Source organism: Xylanibacillus composti (assembly GCF_018403685.1).
GTDB lineage: Bacteria > Bacillota > Bacilli > Paenibacillales > K13 > Xylanibacillus > Xylanibacillus composti.
Genome location: NZ_BOVK01000061.1, coordinates 45,571 through 68,265, shown reverse-complemented (window position 1 = coordinate 68,265; position 22,695 = coordinate 45,571). Strand labels below are relative to the sequence as shown.

Below are 22,695 nucleotides of genomic sequence, written 5' to 3'. Positions count from 1 at the left end.
GAATGGCGCGAGAATCGCCCTAGGTCCGCTTCAAAAGTAACACGCATTATGTAGCACAATCTAGCTGAGGGAATTTACACATAAATTTGGACTTGATCGCTATTACTCTGATAGTGCTTGGTTTACAATCCTGTAATAACACTTACTTTATATATCCCCTGCCCATGGCATGGGGATATTTTCTTGTTTATTTTTTGTTTTTTCCTTGCAACTTATTCTTATTTCATTCGTTTAAACATATAGGCGTAGCTTGTGTATAATTATATGAAAATAGCACTACATAGGAGGCATAGGAGAATGAATCAAAGGCTTTATAAAGGCATGGTTGGTGTCAGCCTTGCTGCGGCTCTGACATTGAGCTCGGTAGCTCCGTCATTCGCTGATACCGCTGCATCAACCGCTCAAGCCAGCAAGCAAACCGTAGTCAACTCTACATTAGGCAAGGTCAACATCGATTCAGTCAGTTTTTTTGAATTAGCGGAAGTGAATTTGTTGTCCGACAGAAATGGCAACACTATCTCGTTTAAGGTCACTGTTCACAACAACAGCAGCACAGATATTAACCTCTTGGATTACTGGACACAGGTAAAATCTAAGGCCGGATCCAGATTTACCGTTAATCTCATTCCTGAAGATAGACTAGAAGAACGTGTGCCTGCCCAAACATCCAAGACTCTGACTTATTATGCTGATGTCAGCAAAAACTTGTCTCTTCAGGATCTTCAGTTTGAATTCGTTAAATGGGATTTCAATCTCCCTAACTTCGAGAGAAGCTTAGGTACTATCTCTGTACCGACCACTTACAAGGCCGTTACACCTGCGAACCAGAAACGGAATTTGCTCGTAGATGGAACTGAGGTCTCGACTTTCATTGATCGAGTCATTATGAGCAAGACTGAGAAGTATCATAGACCAACCATTACATTGCAACTAGAGAATATCGGTTCTCAAAGTTTCACTTTACCAGCATATGAGTACAGAATCCTTACTTCTAACGGTTTGTCTTACCCGCTAACCTTAAAAGGCACAAGTGAAATGGTTCTTAACCCCAAGGTAAAAGATGATATTCAATTGACGGGTTCAATTCCGGTAGATGTTGATCCTTCTGGCTGGAAGCTGCAGATCGCATTGCCTTTGGCCGATTCTAATGTGAAACTGCCTATTGCGACTTATGATCTTCCTGCAATAAACAAACAAGAAGGTGGCGCCATCGGAACCGAGCATTCCTTCTCTAATTCAACTGGTGACTACCATGTCATCCTGAACTCCATTCATCGTCTACCTAGTGAGGATTACGACTTGCTTACAGCTGATTTAACGATTACTAATAACGGAACAGAGACTCTGGAGCTTCCCAAGCTTGCTGGACAGTTCACGCTAGACCAGAATATTGACGTTACAGCAACAGCAGTGCTATCGGACAATGTAATCGGAATTAAGCCGAAGTCCAGCGTTTCCGTACAGCTTTATGCAACGATTCCATACACATACGAGTTCACTGAGGTTCGTACCATACTTCAGGAGATCGAAGAGGACGAGCAGCGTGTAGATCTTCTTGAGTTCATACACAATGAGGACCTGTCCTCCATTAATACCATTGGTGTCAATGGTAAGCACACACTCGATGTGATCGGAAAGAGAGCTGCCCTATCTGTGCGCAATGTTCTCACTTATGAAGGTACTTCCGCTAACATCTTCTCAACACAGTTCTTGGCTGAAAATTTGGAGAAGCGTTTCTCTAACATCGCTAATCTTAATGCTTATTATGAAACAGAGGATGGTTGGTTATACCCTGCGTCTGTAGAAATCTCAGAGAATAAAGTAGCACCAGGTGGCAAAGCATTGGTTAATTTCTACAAGCAGTTCCCTAAGAATATTGACACCAGCAAACTCAAGCTTGTAGTAGGCGAAGCCATTATTGGGGAAGACGGTACTCCAACAGATCTGTACGTCAACCCTGTCGCTTTCACACTACCTGACGAGACTCTGGAAGTGCCAACGGAGTTAAAGCAACTTGATATGTTCCCTTATGAGATCTCTATGAGCAAAATCCGCACACAGATTAATTACGAGGCAGGTACTATGACCTTATCCTTTGATTACAATCTAACCAAGGACTTGCTCGTTGAGGCTAACACGGAAAATCACAAATTGGTACTAGAAGTAACGGATGAGAAGCACGACCTCAAGTTCACGGAAGTGTACTCACTAGAGAATGGAGATAACCCGGATACTACGTTGGAGCTTGGTGAAAATTCCGGCGAAATGGTTAAGCAAAGTGGAAATTTGGTCTTCCAGATTCGTACACTAGAAAAATACAATCTAAATGTATACCACCAATTCACATCAGGACAGAAGAAACTGATCGGCAGTATGGAAATCGGTTGGTTTAGAACAACGGACTAATTCAACTATTAAGTGAAAGTGGAGCAGAAAAACATTGATGTCCTCAATGTTTTTCTGCTCCACTCTTTTTATCTGCCCTCTTCGTTTAATAATCGGATTTATTTTTGATTTCTTCGAGTTCAAGTTGTATCTTTAACAATTGTTTACTTATGTCGCTCATCTGTTCTAGAGCGAAGAATCTGTACAAGAGATAGGCTTTTTTATCACTATTGTTATTGTTACCAACATAACGCTGCAATGCCTGTGCGGACATTTCATAGTAAGAAGCAGCATCGACAATTTTTTTGGCTAGCTGTGTATATTCAAGAGGATGCTCATGCTTATCTGCATTCGCTTCATGATACGCAAGTATCTCCTGATTCAACCTATTCATTTCATTTTTTAACTCCTTTACTTTACCAGTAGACACCTGCTGCACCCAATTCACTTCTCCTGTGGCTTCATACAGCTCATATGCAGCGGCCAGCAAGTTGTTAAAGTTGATCAACTGTTCTACAGCTGCTTCAGATTTAAGATGAATTATCTTAGTATCATGCCAAACGTCCTCATTTGTAGGATTTGTATTACTCGCTGGGGGCTCAGGAGTCGGATTAGTCTGATCTGTTGTACTTTCGATATGTACAATCTTATTTGAAGCATCCCAGTCGATTTGCGCACCGATTGACTCCATTACAAAGCGAATAGGTACATACACCGTATCAGCTAACAAGTAACCTTCTGAACATTGATTTCCATCACAATTCTCTCCCAACATCACTTGTACTTTATTCAGATCTGAGACGGTGTTGCCATAAGATTGGGGCACGAACGGACTTGTCCCTATTAAGACAGCTCCACCTAGTATTAACAACCACTTCCATCTGCGCATAGTATATCACCTCATCAGTTTCTTCTATACTTTATTATCACATGAGATGCCAAAAAAAAGAAGACCCCGAAGGGTCTTCTTTCTGTGAAAGTTACTTATGATGCTTGATTAAAAACCAACAGATACAGCAGTTACACGGGATTGACCAGTTGGAGAATCAGCTGTCAATGTAAATCCGGCAACATTACCTGTCACTGTAATAGCACCAAATGTAGTGCTCGAGCTGTTGTTGTCAACAGTTACGCCAGCACCAGCTTCAGGAGTACCATTGAACTGGATTTCGCTGACCGAATATCTTACACCCAGGAACTTGTCATAAGCTTGGAATACGGATACAGGACCAGTGAATCCATCAGGGTTAGTGACAGTCTCATCATGCTTGTATTCAGTTCCATAGTTGTCTTTAGCTTTCAGCTCCATCAAGCTCCAAGCACGTTGTCCATTAGCAGTCATAGTTGCGGATGCTTTACCATCGTTGAACTCAGCAACTCTAACCGCATCGGATTTAACTTCAATTTCTTGAGTCAATGTGCCAGTGCCGCCTTCAGCTTTTGTGTGCAGTACACGAACTGTAGTCTTTCCAGCTTTGTTACCCAGTACTTTGTCTTGGCTGTTATGCTCAGCTACACTGGAGTCTCCAGTGGACAAGGACAGGATGTAACCGCCTGGAAGTGCTACCTTATCGCCGGAACCATCTTTAGCTTCCAACTCTACCGTCTTCGCATGCTTGCTTATTGCAATCTGATCATCGAATACATAAGTGGAGTTATCAATTGCCGCGAACATTGGGTTGATTGTCTTCAAAGAGTAAGTCAATCTTGTGTTGTTCGGGTTGATAACTGTCATTCTCTTAGTAACCGAGGATACGGATTCGTCAAGAACACGGCCAGTATCTTGGTTGATCTTAACAAGAGAAATCTTCACTTCATAGTAGTCGTTGTAACCAGCACCGGATGCAGATTCAAACTTAAGATCTTTATCCAGTACATCGCTCAGGTTAGCATAACCGCCAGTAGCTTGGCTGAATGTTACACCAGTGCCTTGAGAGCCTGTTCTTTCAACATAAACTGCATAGCTTACAGTTCTTGTTCTTTCTTGAACGTTATTAACAGTACCTTTAATCTCTTCGCCGTAGTTGTCAATTGCTACAACTTTCAGCTTGGATTCTGCACCAGCAATAGCCTTCTTAGCGTTGTCGTCCTTCACTCTCAAGGAGACAGGATAACGCTGATCTTGGATATTGATCGGGAAGTTCTTGCTGAACATAATTCCATTTGCACTTTCAGGAATGATGTTTACAAAGATATTAGCCGCACCTTTGTTACCAACGAGTGCGATATGCAGTTTACCTTTGTGCTCACCAGTCTTCACAATTGCTTGCTGAGAACCTTGAGTCGCCAGCATAGCGCTTGTTACATCACCTCTAGCACCCAATGTCAGGTTGCCAGATGGTCCAAATTGAAGGTGTCCGGACTCGTAGTTTTGAACGATGTCATCAGCGGACAATTTGTTACCTTCAACGTCATAAGCAGTAACTGTGATATACTTGTTCTCATCGCCAGCTGCCAGAGTTGGAGCTTCCAGTTCTACTGTAGCAGCATATTTTGTTGCTTTAACGTTGATCACCTTAGTAGCGGAGGAGCCACCAAATACATTAACAGTGTACTCGCCAGTTACCTTAGCGTCGCCATCTTTCAATCTTACGATTACATCAAGGAAATCGTCGTTGTTATCATCGTCCAGTTCAGCTTCGAGCTCTTTCAGATAAGGAAGAACATTTACAGAAGCGTTGAACAATGTGCCGGAACCTTCCGAGATGCGATGACCGTATTGATCGTATTGAATCAGTTCAATTACAACTTTGTCGCCTTGCTTGGACAGGTAATCTTCGCCGTTGGAGTAAGCAGCGTCACCCAACTCAACTTTAGCAACATAAGGCTTGCTTCCCAACTTGAACGTTTTGTTTACGCTGATTTGGGAATCAGTGTTAATTACGTTAACGGAAATTTGGCTCACGTTTGGAATCAACACTGGTGTTTCGCTATCGGAATCATCAGTATCCATATCCACATAGAGTTTGCCATAACCGTCTTTCTTCACTTGCGGCTCTCTGACTGTGTTAGGCGTGGAAGCATACACGTCAAAGTTGCCTGCGTTGATCGAAGTTGGCTCGTCGTATTGGTTGAGCGCTTCGAAGTCGATTCTTACCTTGTCGGATTGTGCAATTGTGTCAGAAGGCGTAGTGAACTCAAGCTTAACTACTCTTTCGTTCTCAGCTTTGAACGTTGCAGTACCGTTTTGAACGTCTTCTTCATTCAGACCTTCAAGGGTTACTGTATAGTCACCTTCCATAATCTTAGCGTCAGTCAATTCCAATGTAGCTGTCTTACGGTCGTCGGACCAAGTTGTCGTAGTTGCAACTGTAGTAGTTACACGCTTCAGAACAACTTTAGCCTTCTCAGTGTCAACAGCTTTGTCAAGTACTACTGTTACTTCTTTTACACCAGTTGGCTTAGCAGATACGATAGAAACCTTCGCAGGCTCGAATACACCAACTTTGCCGCCAACAACGTATGTTACTTCAACCAATTGAGCGCGAGTAGCGTTAGCAGTGAAGTCAGCGTCAGCGGAGATCAGTCCAGCGTCTACTGCAGCTTTCACATACTTTTGCGCCCACTCGGATGCGCCTTCAAATTCAGCTTCTTCGTCTACTTCAAGACCAAGAGCATCAACATACACGCGAGCCATTTGCTCGATTGTGATGTTGTCCTTGTCGCCGAATACAGTTTCGCTGTAGCCGCTCATCAGACCAGCTTCCTTAACAGCTTCTACTGCGTCGAACGCCCAGTGTGTCGGTTGTACATCGCTGAAGGATGCAGTCGCCGGAGGATTGCTAAAATCAAGACCCATTACCAATCCTGCTACGCGAGCAAATTGCGCGCGAGTCATGTCTTGGTCGAGACCAGCGGAACCGTCTGGCATGCCAGAGAAGATTCCTTTTGCTTTCAATGCGTCGAATTTTTGTTGTGCAGTCAGATCATCTGCAGCAGATGCAACGGAAGCAAACATGCTGAATACCATTGCAATCGCTAGCAGCAGGGATAAACTTTTCTTCATACCCTTTCTTTCTCCTCCTTGATATTTCGGTGTGTGAGAGTGTTGTTTCTTGATAAAAGTAGAGCTCGATTCTCTCATAGCCGATTCACCCCCTTCCCAGAGCTGAGCAATTTGCTTATAGATAATGCTCTGCAACACGAATGTCACAGAAACTAGTTAACAAATAGTAGAAACAGAAAGACTACTTTAATATTATACATGTTCAGCCTGACTGCGTAAAGCTCAAATTGAGAAATGATACCAACATTTGCTGTGTCTTGCTCGTTATGTGTTGTTGACTGCACATGTTGTGATCTCACTCATATTAAACGCAGGGTTTCATTAAAAGTTGCGCTCTGCTCAGAAAAAATGTTGCAATCGATTCGGGGGAATTCTACCAAATTCGCTATCGATCCGCTTTGATGGATGGGCTTCTATCAAGCGCTGATGTATCCCTCATCCACATGACATAGTATATAATGATTTGCCCTATGCGTCATTGTCAAAGATTTTCCATGTAGCAAGCCGCATCATTGCGATGCGGCTTGGACAATCTAGAAGTATTAATGAATTTCCGGCAAGATCTTCTGATCGGCAAGCACCTTGGCGATGATGATCGCAGCATCGGCACGTGTAAGACGTGCTTTGGGCTCGAAGACACGTCCTGCCTTCGGATCTGTCGGGTCTACCGGCGAGCCTTGGATGTATCCCTTCTTCACAATCGCATCGACAGCCGGCTGGAAGTAATACGCGAACGTCGCATCGCTGAAGTCCTGGAACGTCTTGCTGAGCGATGCTTTCACCTTGTCGGCGTTCGTATCCATCTTCATGTTCAAGGCTGTCGCCAGAATGAACGCTGCCTGTTCGCGTGTCAGATAGCTGCCAGGCTCGAAGATCCTTGGTTCTGTGCCGCGAATGATGCCTCTTCTGGCTGCCGTTTCGATGTGGCGGTAATCCCAAAGCGAGTTTGGCGTTGGCGGTATTCGAAGCACATCATGGAACGACAGGTTGCCGAGCTCATAATCAAGCGGGAATTGCAGCGCCTTGACAATCATCGTCGCGAATTCACCGCGAGTAACATAGTAATCTGCACCGAATTCATTAAAGCTGATGGGGTTCATAATCCCCTTGGCAAGAATGGCTTCCATGTAGTTTCTTGCGTAATGATGCTGTGTAATGTCCAAGAAGGAGTACGACAGATTGCCTACTACATAATAGCCGAACTTATCGAAAGGAACTTCGATTGTATTATTTCTTGTATCCACCTTGCCGCCTAGGTTCTCCCAGAACTTCTCGACCGGATTGTAACGGAATACCGTTACCGTTCTGCCGGATGCCTGGCGAATGTCGGCATTGTAGCGCAGCTTTAATGTGCCACGATTGGACGGCATTAATTCTCGATTAGCCGGACGATCGTCATACGACGGTATGCCCGAGTTCGAATATTGGAACGGATCCGCTCCATGCTTGATCGGATCGAATACTTGTCTCGTATTCGGATCATCCGCCAAGCCGACGTCGATCCAGTATACCGGACTCGCCTTCATGTACCGTTCCGGGAAGGATGCCCTGAACCGCGCTCCGAAGCTGGCCACACGCTGGTCGAAATTCGCCGGGACATTCTCGAAATCGCGTCGATCCACGACGCCATCCTCCGGGTTCGCAATTGCCAGCAGCAAATCGTGTCCGCTGAACACCTGGTTTTTGAACTCCTCCGGAACGTTGTAATCCCGTCGAATCAGCGTAGTGCCTCTTGTAAAGCTCAGCTCGACCGACTTGTTGAATGCGCTGTGCCTGGAGCCGAACGCTTCCATATACTGCGCCCCAGGGATCGTTGTCGGTTCATAACGCACTGTGATGGAACCCTGGATTTGGTCCTCTCCGCGTACAATCGTAAACTTGATTTCATTGTCGCGGTTAGCCTTGAGATCTTTCACAATATAACGGAAAGCACCGTTGTAGGTTCGGGTTACATCGTCGAAGTTAACCTTCTCCGCTTCTTCCTTGCCGACCAGCATGCTGTCAGCGCCTTCAGCATAGACAACCAGTTCTACGAAGTTCGCATTGACAATTCGTTTTTCCGGCAGCTTCGGTCGCACCACATCATAAGCAATGGCTGTCGGATTCACTTCCAGACGATAAGTAGCTCTTGGGCCGCCCAGACCGTTATTATACACGCTGATATTATAAATTTTCGTGCTGCCGTCCTGCGGAATCTGCTGGTTGGTCAGCCTGAAAGTAAAGTACTCCCCATTCGGTATATACGTGACTTGAAGGTTGTTTACGGTTCTGCCGCCTTCATTCACTGTCGTACCGCCACTGATAAAGCGATCATTCAGCGTCCATCTGTATTCCTGATCGCCGGATACAATGCGCAGTATATAACCTTCCTTCACTTCCGTTGACATTGTATCCAACTTCGCTTGCGGGTTTGATCCCAGATCGATGAAGTCGAACGTTCCGAATACGTTCATTTCTCTTTCCTTCGTTGAATAAATGCCGCCGGTCATAACAAAATTCGGATCGTTCGGATTCGGCGTCGACGCATTGATGCTGTAAGGGAACACGCCATCCGTATTCGGCACCGGAATTTGCGGCAAGTTCGTCGGAATCAGATAGACCGTATACGTTCGCTCATACGTATTGTTATTCGTCCGGAAGAAAAACTGGAATGTGTTCTCTCCGCTCACAAGCGCATTGAACGCTCTCTGTCTCACTTCATCCGTCTGCCTGATGATAAACTCTGTAGGCTTGGCAGGGTCGACAGCCTGAAGATCGATCATCGTATTATTAATGTAGAACGATACCGTCCGCAAGCTATTCGGAGGGTTGTCCACATAACGGATCTGGTCTGTATTGCTCACATTCGAGAGCGTGCCCCGGAACTGCTTGAACGTGTCATTAATCAGCCTGGTCATCCGATCTCCCTGAGCCTGCGTTGTATCATCATTAATTCGCATCTCGTCGAACAAGCCCGAGAATTGCACATAAGGTCCGTATACCAGCGATATGCTGACATTTTTCTTCTCTGCGCTTACGCCTCCTGTACCAGGAGTGCCGTCGGCATATTGCCAACCCGAATTCAGCTCGAAGGTCAAGCGATGGGTGCCTGCACTCGGCAGCTTCGTTATTTCCAGAATGACGCGCAGGAATCGCTCATCTCTTCCATTCACATTGCGCGTCACAATAGGCCAACGCTCATTGTCGTTCGGCAAGATGTTCGCGCTGTAGGAATAATCCGTGCTCGGAGCCGTATAGACCGTGCCATTGGCATCCCGAACCTCACTGATTCTAACCAATTCGGCGATATGCGTGGTAGGATTTCCATCTCCATCCAATGCTGCAAGTCCATCAGGGTTTCCAATCAACACTTCCACGCCAATCGGCATATTGAATATATTGGCGCCCTCAATGTCCCGGCTGCTGACGCCATTAAAGTAACCCTCCGGCACAGGCAGCGTGTTTGGACTTTGGTAGTTCGGAATATAATTGATGTCATAAATATAAGACTGGCTCGCATTTCTAAGGGAAAACATGAGCTCAGCAGGATCCGTTCCTTCCCTGGCATTGCCAAGGTCCAGGTAAATGTTCACATGATTGTCGCCCCGCAGCGTCACCTCATATTGCTGATCAAAATTCAGCGTACTCGGCAGCGGAATCGTATAGTCGAAGACGAAGAAGTCATCATTTTGCGTATAAGACATGCCTGGAATTTTCTGTGCTATTACCGTTCCGGTATCCGTGCCAATCGTATATTCGATCTCGTAATTGTCCGGGTCTGGATGCAGCAGATCGTTATAGTATCTTGATGCGTTCGGCACAATAACTCGACCGTTCACCTTCAAGTTTGCCAAGCTGCTGACCGAATAATTCGGATGGATGGCCAGACCTACCGGATTCTCGCCAGGCTCAGGAACATCATTCGAATTGGCGTCCGTAAAAATCTTTGCATCAAAAAACGTAACTGCCCCATTATAAAAAGCGATTTCGCGTGTAGTTTCCACTACTTGCGATGCATTGCTCACCTTGATGGTAACGATGTTGATGCCTTTCTCCACTCGAATCGGCGAAGCGAAGAACTGATAGTTGTTCGAGCTGTTGACCGGATACGTCCACGATCTGCCGTTCACTTCAACCGTTACGTTGCGCGAATTCGGAGCCGTACCGGTTATGCTGATATCGGCGCTTGCATCTCCGTCGGTGTTCTGCGAATATACCACCGTCGGCTCATTTTCCCTCAACGGGAAGTTGTTGCCGTCCAGCGAGGCGGCGAGATTGTAGAGAACCGGACCGTCCCGATATTCGATATAATACGTGCTCACTACTTCCTGATATCCTTGCGTGCCTCTGAACGTAATTCTGTTGACACCCGAGTACAGCTGCAGATTGAATACAGAAATCCGGTTGCCGTCAATAAAAATATTGTTGCTGACGTTTTCCCGCGAATTTCCGATATTGCCTGGTGTAATCGGCTGAGAAGGGTCCAGAATTTGTTCAATCGTATATGTCACTTCATTGCCCTGAACATTAATGGTCCCGTTCATATCTACAAATTCGTCCGTCGTTATGCGCGCTGATGAAAGGCTTGAGCTTTCATTCGGAAAATGAAATGCCTGGCTGCCAGCCGCCTCGACCTCGCTTATGTCTGCCGGCACAGTAATAATGCTTAACGCCACGGCGATTACAGTAATAACAGCTATGAGCTTTCGTGCCACGTCCATACCTCCCATGAATTGTGTATAGTTGCCTCTGTATACGTCAATTTTCCAATATCCTCTATTTCGCCAGTGCTTGTCACGTACAGTCGCATCCACTCCCCGAAAAAATCTCGTACAGTATATATCGGTACAAGCCAAGAGCTTTTAAAGAGAAAATTGTCAAAAAAACGCTAGTTTGGCAGCGAGAATCTTGTTGCATGTTGGCGACTACGGAACCAGCCAGCGGCGGGCAATGTCGCGGCTGACTTTCTCCGCTCCGTCCGGACTGACGTGATTCGTATCCCGGAAATCCGTCTCCGGATCGAGCCCTTCGTTCGACATGACCGTGAACGCAGCGCCGTATTCGTCGGCGTAACCTTGAACAATCGCCAGATATTCTTGGCGCTTGTCTTCATACTTGGCGGATACCGCCTGTTCGAAGAACGGGGTGCGCGGAATTTGCAAAATCGTTACCTGAACGCCGCTTTCTGTCAGTTCGCGAATCAATTTGCCCAGCGCTTCCGTACGCACGCCTTCGGTTACGTAAGGGTCGAACCAGCGCGCCGCCACTTCTTCCGCGTACTCATAGGTTTTATCCGTCCTCGGCGACCACGTCAGCGGCTTGATGCCGCCCGGATAAGCGGGAATCTCATCGCGCAGCTGCTTCGGTTCGTCCGGATGCTCGCGGTCATGCCGGTATTTGTCCAGCATCATCTTCCAAACCTCGCGCATCTCATAGCCCTTCCAAGCCCAGCCAAGCAGCAGTTCACCGTAATTGTCCCGGTTTATCACCTGCAGGCGATCATTCAGATTGGCATAAAACTTAAACTTGATGTCCTTCGCTGCCTCCGCATTGTTGATCTGATGCTCGTTCACTACAATGATCGCATGCTCCATTGCGGGCAGCCGGGACTCATACGATTTGTACGTCTTATACATGTCAAAAGCGGAACCGCCGGATAGGCTGAAGTTGAACACCGTCCCGCGCGGCCACCCCGCTTCATCCTCCATGATCTCCGGCCGCAGCGCATCCAGGCTCATCGAATCGCCGAAGATCGCCACCTTGATCTGTGCAGGCTCTTCCTGCGCATAGGAAGCCTTAAGCTCGGCCAATTGCCCGATAAAACCGGGCGAATAACCGTAAAAATCCGTATTGCGGAACACCAGCGTTTCCAGCAATATCAGGATCGACAGCAATGCTGCCAGCCCCAGCCCGATGTAGCGTCGCCGAGCCCGTTGCCGGCTTCCTTCCGCACTGCGCTCGGTTCTGCTCGGAAGCGGCTGCTCGCGCACGCTTTCCCGGATATCGCCGCCGATAGACGGCTCGCTCTCCTCTTGGCTGCCCAAGACAGTCGCAGCATGTTCCAGCTCCTCAACAGGATGATCAGAATTGGAAGTATATGAAGTCATAAGTCTCCCCTCTCAACATATATAAAATCGCCAACACGAAACCCGCATACACAACACCGCGAATCGGGAAGGGCACCCAGTGCCAAACGCGAGAGAAGAGCGCTTCCTTCGTTCGCAGGCCGTATTCAAATAAATGCAACGCATACAACCCAACCATCAGCATGAACATCGGCGTCTGCCAAAGCGCGAGCCAATCGACCGCAAGCATCTTCGCGGTCATATCCATGGCCAATGTAAAATCCTGAGCCCGGAAAAACACCCACGTCCACGTGACCACATGGAAAAATACCGCCACAGCCACTACACGATAGAGCCAGAAGGAACGCAACCGCTCAACCCAGTTCCAGCGGTTAAGCTTTAAGGTGAGCTTGTGCAGAATAAGCAGCAGGCCGTGCAGGCCTCCCCACAGCACGAAAGTCCACATAGCCCCATGCCAGAGGCCTGATATGAGCATGGCTGCCAACAGATTCAGATGAGTTCTGGCCGCACCTTTGCGGTTGCCGCCCAGCCCGATGTATACATAATCGCGAATCCATCGCGACAGCGAGATATGCCAGCGGCGCCAAAACTCGCTTGGGTCGGCGCTGATGTAGGGCGAGCGAAAATTCTCAATCAGTCTGAATCCGAGCATCCAGCCGAGGCCGATTGCCATATCGCTATAGGCCGAAAAGTCGAAATATATCTGGAAGCCGAAGCCATAGGCAGCCAGCCAAGCATCCGTTGAAGACATCGCCGCGCCTTGCGCAAACCACTCGTTCACCTCAAGCGACAGTGGATCGGCAATGAGAATTTTCTTCGCCAGTCCGACAAAAAACAAATACATCCCGTATTTGATCTCCTGCCAGCGAATCGACTTTTCCTGAATCGCATCAACCTGCGGCATCAGCTCCTTGCCCCGCATAATAGGACCTGCAATCAGCTGCGGAAACAGCGAAATGAAAACCCAGAAGCGAAAAAAAGACCGGGTAGGCTCAAGCTCGCCTCGGCGCACATCTATCAGATAAGCGAGCAGCTGAAATGTATAGAAGGATATCCCTACAGGCAAAACAAGACTTGAAGCAAATTGCTCCATCGGTCCCAGAGGCAATCCCGTCAGCGAACCCCAGGTTTCCAGCAACAGCAGCGTATATTTGAAACATACAAGATTTAGGATCGGGACCACAAGGCCGACTATGTATAACCAGCGAAACCCAGGGCGCTGCATGCCGTGAACAGCGAGAAACACAAGCGCCGTCACCGCGACGAACACCGCTAACATGCCAAGCCCGGATGAGCCGTAGAACCAAATGTTGCCTGCAGCGAGAATCGCCAACCGCCATTTTTTCACAAACAGAAACAGAAGCAATAGCAATCCGAAAAAAACAAGAAAATTAGGAGAATGAAATACCATAACGTACGAGCTCCACCTTTTTTGATAGTCCTTGCACGATCCGTTGCCGCGTGCGAGTGCTTTTCTCATTATGCAGCAATTTCGTGCAAATGACTATACTTAAAGATCGGGCCTACCGTTCGCGGCACTCCCATAATCGTGAAGTTCCCCGCACAGATGCAGTAAGCCAATTCAATTGATCTGTTCGAAATTTCGAATTGCAAAAATTGTCGACACCTGCTCCGTTCGTAGGATGCCCGAGGGACAGGAAGCACATGCCATATGTACCATTAGACGAAGAATGGATGAAAAAGTTTCCCTCTCCCCGTATGCAGTGACTAAAATTTTCTTATTCTTTCACGCGCCAAAGCTCCGTTCCATTTTTCTAGATCTCCATAACGCCGCCTGGTTCACTCTCCCGTTCTCTTATAGAACAAACTTAACAGCTGCAGGATGAATGACATAAGCATGAATGCGCCTCTTATCTCCACTTGCATTTGCCGGTTCAATCCATTGTTTGTTGCGCAACTGCAGCAAAATTCGACGTGCGGTTTGTGCGCTGACGCTGAAGGCATCGGCAATATCTTTCGCACGAGCAGGATCGGGATGATTCATGAAATAGCGCAGTACCTCTTTTTCTCTCCATACTCCTTTGTCCAGCGGTGATGGTGTCCCAAGAAATCTGCCCATAACAAGTTGAAGCAAAAATCGGCACTGATCAAGTTCACCTTCCAAATCGTCGTAGGCGAACGGGCATAGATGCCAGCCCATCCCTAGCAGAAATGCCGTCCGCTTGCGTTCATCCGCGAATCGCCATCTGCTCACATCGCGACCATGCGGGCCGTATCCTTGCACGTCGAAACCCACTTTCACATGTTCCGACACATAAGCGAAATCCAGAAAACGCGGTTTGCCCTGATGATCCTTCACCTCATACTCCGGATGCAGCCGATCCAAGCTTCTGCGAACCGGAAACCATATTTCCCGCAGGAACTTCATCTCCCCATGACCAAGCTCATTCAAAAGCCTTTGCTTGCGCTCCCCCTTCCGCACCTGTATATGTCGTTCCATCCATCTGTTCCATTCGCGTTCGAATTCAGACATGTGATTTCCCGCCTTTTTAATATAATATGGTTGCTCCCACACTTCCTCGCCAGGACTGCCCTTATAAAGTACAAGTGAGCCTGGCGTCATCTCTCTTCCAGAACAAAAAAACACGCCATAGCGTCCGAATCGTTCCTCCGGATCAGCTTGGCGTGTGCTTCACAACCAAATTGATATTTGAATGGTAAAAAGCTATCATTTCGAGTTACTTTGGATCATGCCTAATGGGGATCAACCGCTACATTCGCATAATGTTTATTTGTACGTTTGTTGCTTTCCAAGAGAAAGAGAGAATTAGTGACCATTTGTGATCTTATTTTTGGCCAACCGTGCGCTATCTGGCAAATAGTGATCATTCTCGATCTTATTTCCCTTAACATCCGACCATTTCGATCTGTAGGGCCAAATTAGTAATCAGAGATGATCACTAATTTCAAAATCATGACCAATTTCAACTAATTAGTGATCAGAAATGAGCACTAAATTATTCCGTCAGCTCATGCGCTGCATATTCACTAGTTAGGTAAGGACCTATCAAGTCCCCATACCACCTCGTTCACTGTCACACGCCACAACGGCTGCACAGTTTGGACGCCGCCACTTACTTCAGCATTCGCGTCCCGAAGGTGCGCAGGAAGTGGAGCACCGGTTTTTTGCCTTTGCTGATAATGCCAATAGCCTCGGCGCCAATTTCCAGCACTACAAGCAGCACGGCTACGATCAATACGGTCAACCACAATGCTGTTGTCTGCGAAAGCAAGACAGCTACACCGCCGAAGAAAACAGCAATCGCATAAATCATCAGTACGGTCATGCGGTGGCTGAAGCCGAGCTGCAGAATGCAATGGTGCAAATGGCTTTTGTCCGCTACCGATATCGGCGTCCGATTCACCAACCGCCGCACAATGGCGAAGAACGTATCCGAAAGCGGAACGCCTAACATGGCCAATGGCACGATGTAGGAGACGAATACCGCTTGCTTAAATCCGAGCACAGATAGCACCGCCAAGCTAAAGCCGAGAAACAGCGCGCCAGAGTCCCCCATGAAGATCTTGGCCGGATGAAAATTGAAGAACAAAAATCCGATGATGCTGCCAAGCAATATCGTACTGAGCAAAATAACCGTTACATTGCCCATCATAATAGCCAGCACAAGCATAGTCGCGATGGCAATGGCGGATACGCCCGCTGCCAGTCCGTCCAAACCGTCGATCAAGTTCAGTGCGTTCGTCACGCCGACGATCCAGAAGATTGTAACGGCGATGCTGAGCCATTCCATACTTATGCTCATGGCGTCGCCGAATGGCAAGTTGACCAGATCAACACGCAGATCAAAACCGATGACGGCAATGACAGCCGCAATCAATTGTCCAAGCAGCTTAACCTTCGGGGACAGCTGAAAGCGATCATCCAGCGCACCGACCAACACGACGATCGAGCCTCCGACCACAAGCGCCCAGGCGGCATTCTGCTTATAATTGTCCAGCACAGGAGAAATCATAAAGAATGCGGCAATAAACGCAATGAATATGGCCAGACCGCCCAACCGCGGCATGATGCGTGTGTGCACTTTACGATGATTCGGAGCATCTACGGCGCCAACCCAAACGGCAAAGTGCTTCACAGCCGGTGTCAATACCAACGCAATGATCAAAGCCGCCACAAACGCCAGACTATATAAATAGATCATTCTTCCTAATCCACCTCTTTTGTGTTCCTGCATTCAACAATAAATTATACATTGTCGAATCAGGAAACACCAACCGAAATTTTTCGCACAGGGGACATGTTCACGTTCTGTTCACAAACGGCCGAACCGATGGAAAAGACCGTTACTGGATGACTATGACTACAAGGCAAGTCTCATGCACAGAGCAGATGCGTTAGGGCCGGGTACGTATGACGCGCCACATGAATTTGGGCAGCGCCAACATTCTGCGCCAACGCCACGGCTCCTTAACAAGCCGATACAGCCATTCCAGACGCAAGCGAATCCAGAGATCCGGAGCGCGCTTGACCTTGCCGGCAATGACATCAAAGCTGCCGCCGACTCCCATCATGACAGGCACCTGCAGCTCATTCTTATACTTGCCTATCCACGGTTCCTGATTCTTGGCAGATCTTGCCACGAAGAGCAAATCGGGCTGCTTTTCGCGAATATCCGCGATCACTTCAGCATCTTCCTCATCCTTGAAATAACCGTCGCGCTCGCCAACTAATTGAATGCCGGGGTACATTTCCCTAATCCGCGCGGCGGCTGTATGTACCACATCGGGCTCAGCGCCCAGGAGATACACCTTCCAGCCATGCGGCTCGCCCTTGCGCAGCAGCTCATGGAGCAGGTCGTAGCCAGCCACCCGTTCTTTCACCGGGGAGCCGAGACGGGAAGCCGCCCACACTACGCCCGTGCCGTCTGGCACAATCAGCTCCGCCTGCTGCATCATGGCTTTATAAGCCGGATCCTCCAGCGCTGCCATCATCATAATGGGATTTGCAGTAATCACCTGATGCGGAGTCCTGGCGCGAACCGCCTCAGTCAAATACTCGACCGTTTCCTGCATATTCATGGTAGATACCGTAATATCGAATAGTTTCATCTTCGGATAAGACAAGGGTAGCTGGTTCATTTTACCTCACCTTTGTATTTGACGCAGCAGCTTTGCAATATGTTGCGCCGGCTGCTGTGATTTTTTGATCAAGCTGTCGATTTCTGCGGCGTGCGCGCGCTTCCAGTCCTCTGGATTGGCCAGCAGCCCTTCTACGGATAAAATCGCGGCGTCCAGGTCGATTCTGTCCGTTGTCCCAATTGGCGTTGACGCAATCTGGGCTAGAAACCGGTCGATTTTCGGATCGTAGCTGATGCCGGCTAGCGGCACCCTTTGCGAGGCCGCATAAATCAGGGCATGCAGCCGCATGCCAATCAACACCGTGCAGCCGGCTACCTGGTTCAGCATCGTCAAGGGGTGCGGCGCAGGCGGAGCTATTTCCGCTCGAGCCGCAGCGGGAGCGCTCAGACGCTCTATCACCCAGCTCGAAGCTTCGCGATCGTGCGGTTCATGGAACGGCAGGAACAAAAGTCTGGCGTCATGCGATTCGCAGAGGCGCGACAGCAGATCCGCCGTTTGCTGCAGATCGGCACGATCCTCGCGCCAATACCGGACAGATACGCCGATCACAGGACGATCAGCAGAAGACCCCGGCACGATATTTGCCGCGGCCAAATCCGAAGCTGCCAGCGCAGCTTCGGAAGAACCTGCCGCTCGCTCCAGCGCTTGGTCTGCGGAAGCGCCGTCAGACGACGATCGCATCCCCATAACGGGATCGGGCACAACCTCCACGTTGGGGCGGACACCATAGCCCCGCAGCAGCTCAGCCGATTCCGCATCGCGTACCGAAATGAATTGCGTGCGGTTGAATACCGACGCGATCAGCTTCTGGAAGACAGGCCGCTGAACCGGGCCAATTCCCTGCGAATAGATAAAGGTCGGTTTGCCGAACCATTGCGCCAGCTTGATCACGCCGAGGTAATACGGAATGCTGCCATTGCCAGTCACGTCCTGCAGCAGGCTCCCGCCGCCGCTAATCAAGCCGGAGCAGCTGCGAATGGCCGCCAACAGCGCGCCCGGCTGCATGCGCGGTACCGCACTCACCCCGTACATCGCTTCGGTCTCGGCCGGATTGCCCGACAGCACGACGGGCTCCACCTGAATACCGGCCTCGTCCGCCGCAAGCCGGAGCGCTTGAATAATCGAGAGCAGCACCGCCTCGTCTCCGCTGTTGTCAAAGCCATAATAACCGGATATTAAAATACGCGGAACAGATGCGCCCATTTTCTCCAGCTCCTTATCAGCACTTCAAGCACACCGGCCAGCACAACGCTCACCAGCAATCCGAACGCCACCCCATAGGTCACGCGCAGCATGGAAATGTCCAGCGGCGTATGGAGATGGGTAAACGTGTTGACCATCGTCAGTTGGCCAATGACGCCGAGGACGACAAGCAGCAAGCCTTTGCGGTAACGCAGACAAAGATAAGCGCCGGCAATAAGCAAGGGGTGGCCAATCAAAAATTCCTGCGTGCGTGGTCTGACGCCCAGCGTATTTTCCAGAAATGCGCGGAAGGCACGCTCGTATGGCAAGGTGGTTCCGGCGTTGCCGGCGCGAGACAAGTAATACAAGCCAACAACCCCCACTATACCCAGGATCACAATATACACAACTTTGATATTGGCCATCAAAATCGCTTTGACGCGGCCTGCTATCCGCTCAAGCGACAGCTCGTCCCGGAAGAAGATATAATACAACACGACAATGCCGATCGGGGCTAGCTTCAGCAGACTGACACCGCGGAACAGATCAATGGCCAGCAAATACGTAATCGTATGCAGCAAGCCGACAACGTAGATAATGCCGATTAAGGAAATGGCTACCGTACGCAGCAGCAAGCCGACAGCACCCAGCCACGATGACGCCATTCCCTTGTCTGGCGCGCCAATCAGCAGCCAGCCGGCAAGGCCGACCGTATCGCCTTTCTGCTCGACCACACCCTCGCGGCTGGAGCTGAAGCCTTGTTCGCGCCCATGCTTGCGAGCAAGCGTGCGAATGGCCAGAATGACCGCAAGACTGGGCGCGCTGATGGCGGCCAGCAAGGCTGCGGCTTGAAGCAGCAGCATCGGAGAGAGCACATATAGCCCAGCCCCGCCAATTAGTCCGCCGACGAATACGAGAAGAGGAGACCACTGGAAGAACATGCCCGCCAGCAAGGCCGCCAAAGCAAACACCCCTGCAAGGACAACCAGCTTCAACAGCTTGTCAGCCGGCACGAAATCCGCGACGGTGAACGTCTCCGCTTCGCCCATCCGGAAGCCTTCCTCTTGTATGCGCTGCACTGCGCCGTCCGGGCCTTTCAGGCTTTCTCTCATATTGAATAATGAATTTTTCAAGAATGCTGTGTCAGTATCCCTCTGTATGCTCGCATTCAAATAGATCATGCGGATGTTGCGATCAGTTACCGCAAGCACCATCCGGTCGGACAGCGTAGCAGGCGATTGAAACATCTCGCCTTCCAGGATCGAGTGAAGCCGCACCGCTTCATAATCGGTCAAGTAGGCAAGCTTTGCCGCTCCCTTCTGCTGAGGCTTGGAAGGATCCGTTTCGATCAGCGCAATGCGGATGCCGTACTCATTCATGAGCTCCGCCATTGCAGTCAGCGTATGTTCTTCCGCATCGTCGGTGAATCCGGTAACGGCTTGACCCGCGAAGATGATCGTCCGCACGCCGTATGTATGGAGCATCCTGATCATTTCTTCCGTCTTCGCCATGTCCAATTGCGGACGGTCGCTTAGACGGGCAGCAAGCTGAAAGCCCATGCCATGAAGCCTGTCCAGCAGCAGCGGATTCGGTTCCATCGGCAGCTGCTGCGCGGCATTCTGGGACATTTCGATGCGCAAGCCCGCCCGGTCGTCAACATCCCAGCGATGAACAGGAACATCCAGACTGGCAAAATATCTTTCGATAATCGGCTGCAGAGCTGCCCGTTCCTGTTCGCCGCTGAACAGCAAGTACGTGTGCCGGGTGTCTGGATCTGCCCAACTGCTCCCTTCCAGCAACGCTGCTTCAAGCGGTGTATACAGCTTGATATGCCCGGTTTGCTGCATCTCAACCAAGGTGGCCTCGTAAATGGCAATGGTTGTGACCCCTGCTCCTTGCATCGCTGCCAGCTCTTGATCCATAAAGGTCTGCGGTTCTGCTTCAAATTCAGACAGCACGAGCAAGTCTGCAAAATCAAAAACTATTTCCACGCCGCCGGAAGACTGTTCGGTCTGCCATCGCTCCGCTGCCATCGGCAGGCTTGCCATTACGCCAAGCGCCACGATCAGCCACAGCACGCGCTGCATCTTTCGGTTCCATCTCAAGAATGAGGCCAACACATGATTCACTCCTTGTAAAAGTCTGCCTCTTCGGAATTTCCGAAGAGGCTGTACCAATTGCTTATTGCATGGCCAGTCTGCCTTACATGCGGTCAACGCGAGCCATTACATCGGTCACCAATGCCTGCAGCGCCTTGTGCGAGGCTTCGCCGGAATCCCGGCAAACGGCAAAGTATACTTTGATTTTCGGCTCCGTACCCGATGGACGCAAGCAAAACCACGAACCGTCCTCTAGCATGAATTTCAGCACATTTTCCTTCGGCAATCCGTCAATGCCCTGCGAGTAATCCAGAAGTTGACGGACCTTTACCCCAGCCACTTCCGCCGGCGGCTGGGCACGCCAGTCCTCCATGATCGCCGCAATGCGCTCCATTCCGGTCTTGCCTTTCATCGTCCGCGATTCCAGGGCTTCCAGGAAATAACCGAATTGCTCATAAAGCTCTTCCAAGACGTCAGCCAGACTCTTGCCGTGGCTTTTGTACCAAGCTGCCGCCTCACAGATCAGCATGCTGGCGACAACTGCGTCCTTATCCCTGGCATAGTCGCCTGCCAGATAGCCATAGCTTTCTTCATAGCCGAACAAGAAGGTATGCTCGCCTGTGCGCTCGAACTCCGTCATTTTCTCGCCAATATATTTGAAGCCGGTCAACGTGTTCAGCGTCTTCATGCCGAAGCTCTCCGCAATGCACGCGCCCATCTCGCTGGTAACAATGGTCTTGATCACAGCACCGTTCGCGGGCAGCGTGCCTTCCTCTTTCATGCGGCTGAGCAAATAGTGCGCCATAATGGCTCCGGACTGGTTGCCGCTCAGCACCGCATATTGTCCGCTGCGATCCTTCACCACAGCGCCCATCCGATCCGCATCGGGATCCGTACCGATCACCACATCCGCGCCAATCGCCTCCGCCTTCTGAATGGCCAGCCGGAATGCATCCCGCTCCTCCGGATTCGGCGATTTCACCGTGGAGAAGTTAGGGTCAGGCATTTCCTGCTCGGCCACGACATGCACATGCTTGACGCCGATCGCTTGAAGCGCTGCACGCACTGGCCTGTTGCCCGTGCCGTGCAGCGGTGTATAAACAACCTGGAAATCTTCCGGAATCGCAAACTTGCTGCTGAAACTCACCCGAGCCAAAGCCGAAATAAAAGCCTCATCGACACTTGCGTCCAGCCAGACGAGCAGCCCTTGGCGCTCTGCCTCTTGTTGCTCCATCCGCTTGATCTCGTCGAATGTCGCAATATCCCGGATTTCCGCGATAACCTGTTCCGCATCGGCCGGCACAAGCTGGCCTCCGTCGGCGCCGTACACCTTGTAGCCGTTATATTCAGGCGGATTGTGGCTCGCCGTAATAACAATGCCGGCAGTCGCCTGAAGATGCCGGACCGCGAAGGACAGCTCCGGAGTGGGCCGCAGCTCTGGAAACACATACGCACGCACCCCATTGCCAGCCAGCACACGGGCTGCTTCGAGTGCGAACTCAGGTGACTGGTGCCGGGAATCGTACGCGATGGCCACAGCGGGCTGTCCCTCCCCTGCGATGCGCCGAACGTATTGGGCCAGTCCTTGCGTTGCTTTCCCTACTATGTAGCGATTCATGCGATTCGTTCCTGCGCCGATTACCCCGCGCAAGCCTCCCGTTCCGAATGCGAGCTCGCGGAAGAAGCGGTCCTCGATCTCCTGCGCGTCGTCCGCAATGGAACGGAGCTCCTCCTTCGTCGCTTCATCGATATTCGGATCCGCCAACCATGCTTGATATCTCTCCATCGCAAGTGTTTGAGTTTCCGCCATACCTGATTTCCTCTCCTTTGTTCCTTA

General features: G+C 49.8%; 12 protein-coding genes. 1 reads left to right on the top strand and 11 read right to left on the bottom strand.

Translation table 11 applies throughout. The features are described 5' to 3' along the window. Positions 1 to 297: 297 nt before the first annotated feature. Positions 298 to 2,406, top strand: coding sequence for a hypothetical protein (locus tag XYCOK13_RS18360; RefSeq protein WP_213413700.1), 2,109 nt, complete (start codon positions 298 to 300; stop codon positions 2,404 to 2,406). Positions 2,407 to 2,491: 85 nt separating this feature from the next. On the opposite strand, the gene XYCOK13_RS18355 is transcribed toward XYCOK13_RS18360, so the two are convergent. The 11 genes from XYCOK13_RS18355 to XYCOK13_RS18305 form a co-directional block, all read right to left on the bottom strand. After that, positions 2,492 to 3,274, bottom strand: coding sequence for a stalk domain-containing protein (locus XYCOK13_RS18355; RefSeq protein ID WP_213413699.1), 783 nt, complete (start codon positions 3,272 to 3,274; stop codon positions 2,492 to 2,494). 108 nt (positions 3,275 to 3,382) lie between these two features. Continuing rightward, positions 3,383 to 6,469 carry an S-layer homology domain-containing protein gene (locus XYCOK13_RS18350; protein ID WP_213413698.1) on the bottom strand — a complete coding sequence of 1,029 codons (3,087 nt, stop codon included), beginning with the start codon at positions 6,467 to 6,469 and terminating at the stop codon, positions 3,383 to 3,385. A gap of 464 nt (positions 6,470 to 6,933) precedes the next feature. Next, entirely contained in the window at positions 6,934 to 11,085 is a 4,152-nt protein-coding gene (locus tag XYCOK13_RS18345; RefSeq protein WP_213413697.1) for an S-layer homology domain-containing protein, read from the bottom strand. A gap of 210 nt (positions 11,086 to 11,295) precedes the next feature. Next, positions 11,296 to 12,477: a hypothetical protein gene (locus tag XYCOK13_RS18340; protein ID WP_213413696.1), complete on the bottom strand. Its 1,182-nt coding sequence runs from the start codon at positions 12,475 to 12,477 to the stop codon at positions 11,296 to 11,298. Next, positions 12,452 to 13,867 carry an MBOAT family O-acyltransferase gene (locus tag XYCOK13_RS18335; RefSeq protein ID WP_213413695.1) on the bottom strand — a complete coding sequence of 472 codons (1,416 nt, stop codon included), beginning with the start codon at positions 13,865 to 13,867 and terminating at the stop codon, positions 12,452 to 12,454. The genes XYCOK13_RS18340 and XYCOK13_RS18335 overlap by 26 nt, the downstream gene beginning before the upstream one ends. Before the next feature lie 405 nt (positions 13,868 to 14,272). Beyond that, a complete protein-coding gene (locus tag XYCOK13_RS18330; RefSeq protein WP_213413694.1) occupies positions 14,273 to 14,950 on the bottom strand; it encodes a FaeA/PapI family transcriptional regulator in 678 nt (225 codons plus the stop codon). Between the two features lie 601 nt (positions 14,951 to 15,551). Beyond that, positions 15,552 to 16,640 (bottom strand): glycosyltransferase family 4 protein, encoded by a 1,089-nt coding sequence (locus tag XYCOK13_RS18325; protein WP_213413693.1) that lies wholly within the window; start codon positions 16,638 to 16,640, stop codon positions 15,552 to 15,554. Between the two features lie 193 nt (positions 16,641 to 16,833). Beyond that, positions 16,834 to 17,577 (bottom strand): WecB/TagA/CpsF family glycosyltransferase, encoded by a 744-nt coding sequence (locus tag XYCOK13_RS18320; RefSeq protein ID WP_213413692.1) that lies wholly within the window; start codon positions 17,575 to 17,577, stop codon positions 16,834 to 16,836. Positions 17,578 to 17,583: 6 nt separating this feature from the next. Further along, on the bottom strand, positions 17,584 to 18,780 hold the full coding sequence (gene csaB, locus XYCOK13_RS18315) for a polysaccharide pyruvyl transferase CsaB (RefSeq protein ID WP_213413691.1): 1,197 nt from the start codon (positions 18,778 to 18,780) through the stop codon (positions 17,584 to 17,586). Continuing rightward, a complete protein-coding gene (locus tag XYCOK13_RS18310) occupies positions 18,753 to 20,876 on the bottom strand; it encodes a DUF5693 family protein (RefSeq protein WP_213413690.1) in 2,124 nt (707 codons plus the stop codon). Before XYCOK13_RS18310 ends, csaB begins: the two co-directional genes overlap by 28 nt. Before the next feature lie 85 nt (positions 20,877 to 20,961). Further along, entirely contained in the window at positions 20,962 to 22,668 is a 1,707-nt protein-coding gene (locus XYCOK13_RS18305; protein ID WP_213413689.1) for a phospho-sugar mutase, read from the bottom strand. Between the last annotated feature and the right edge of the window lie 27 nt (positions 22,669 to 22,695).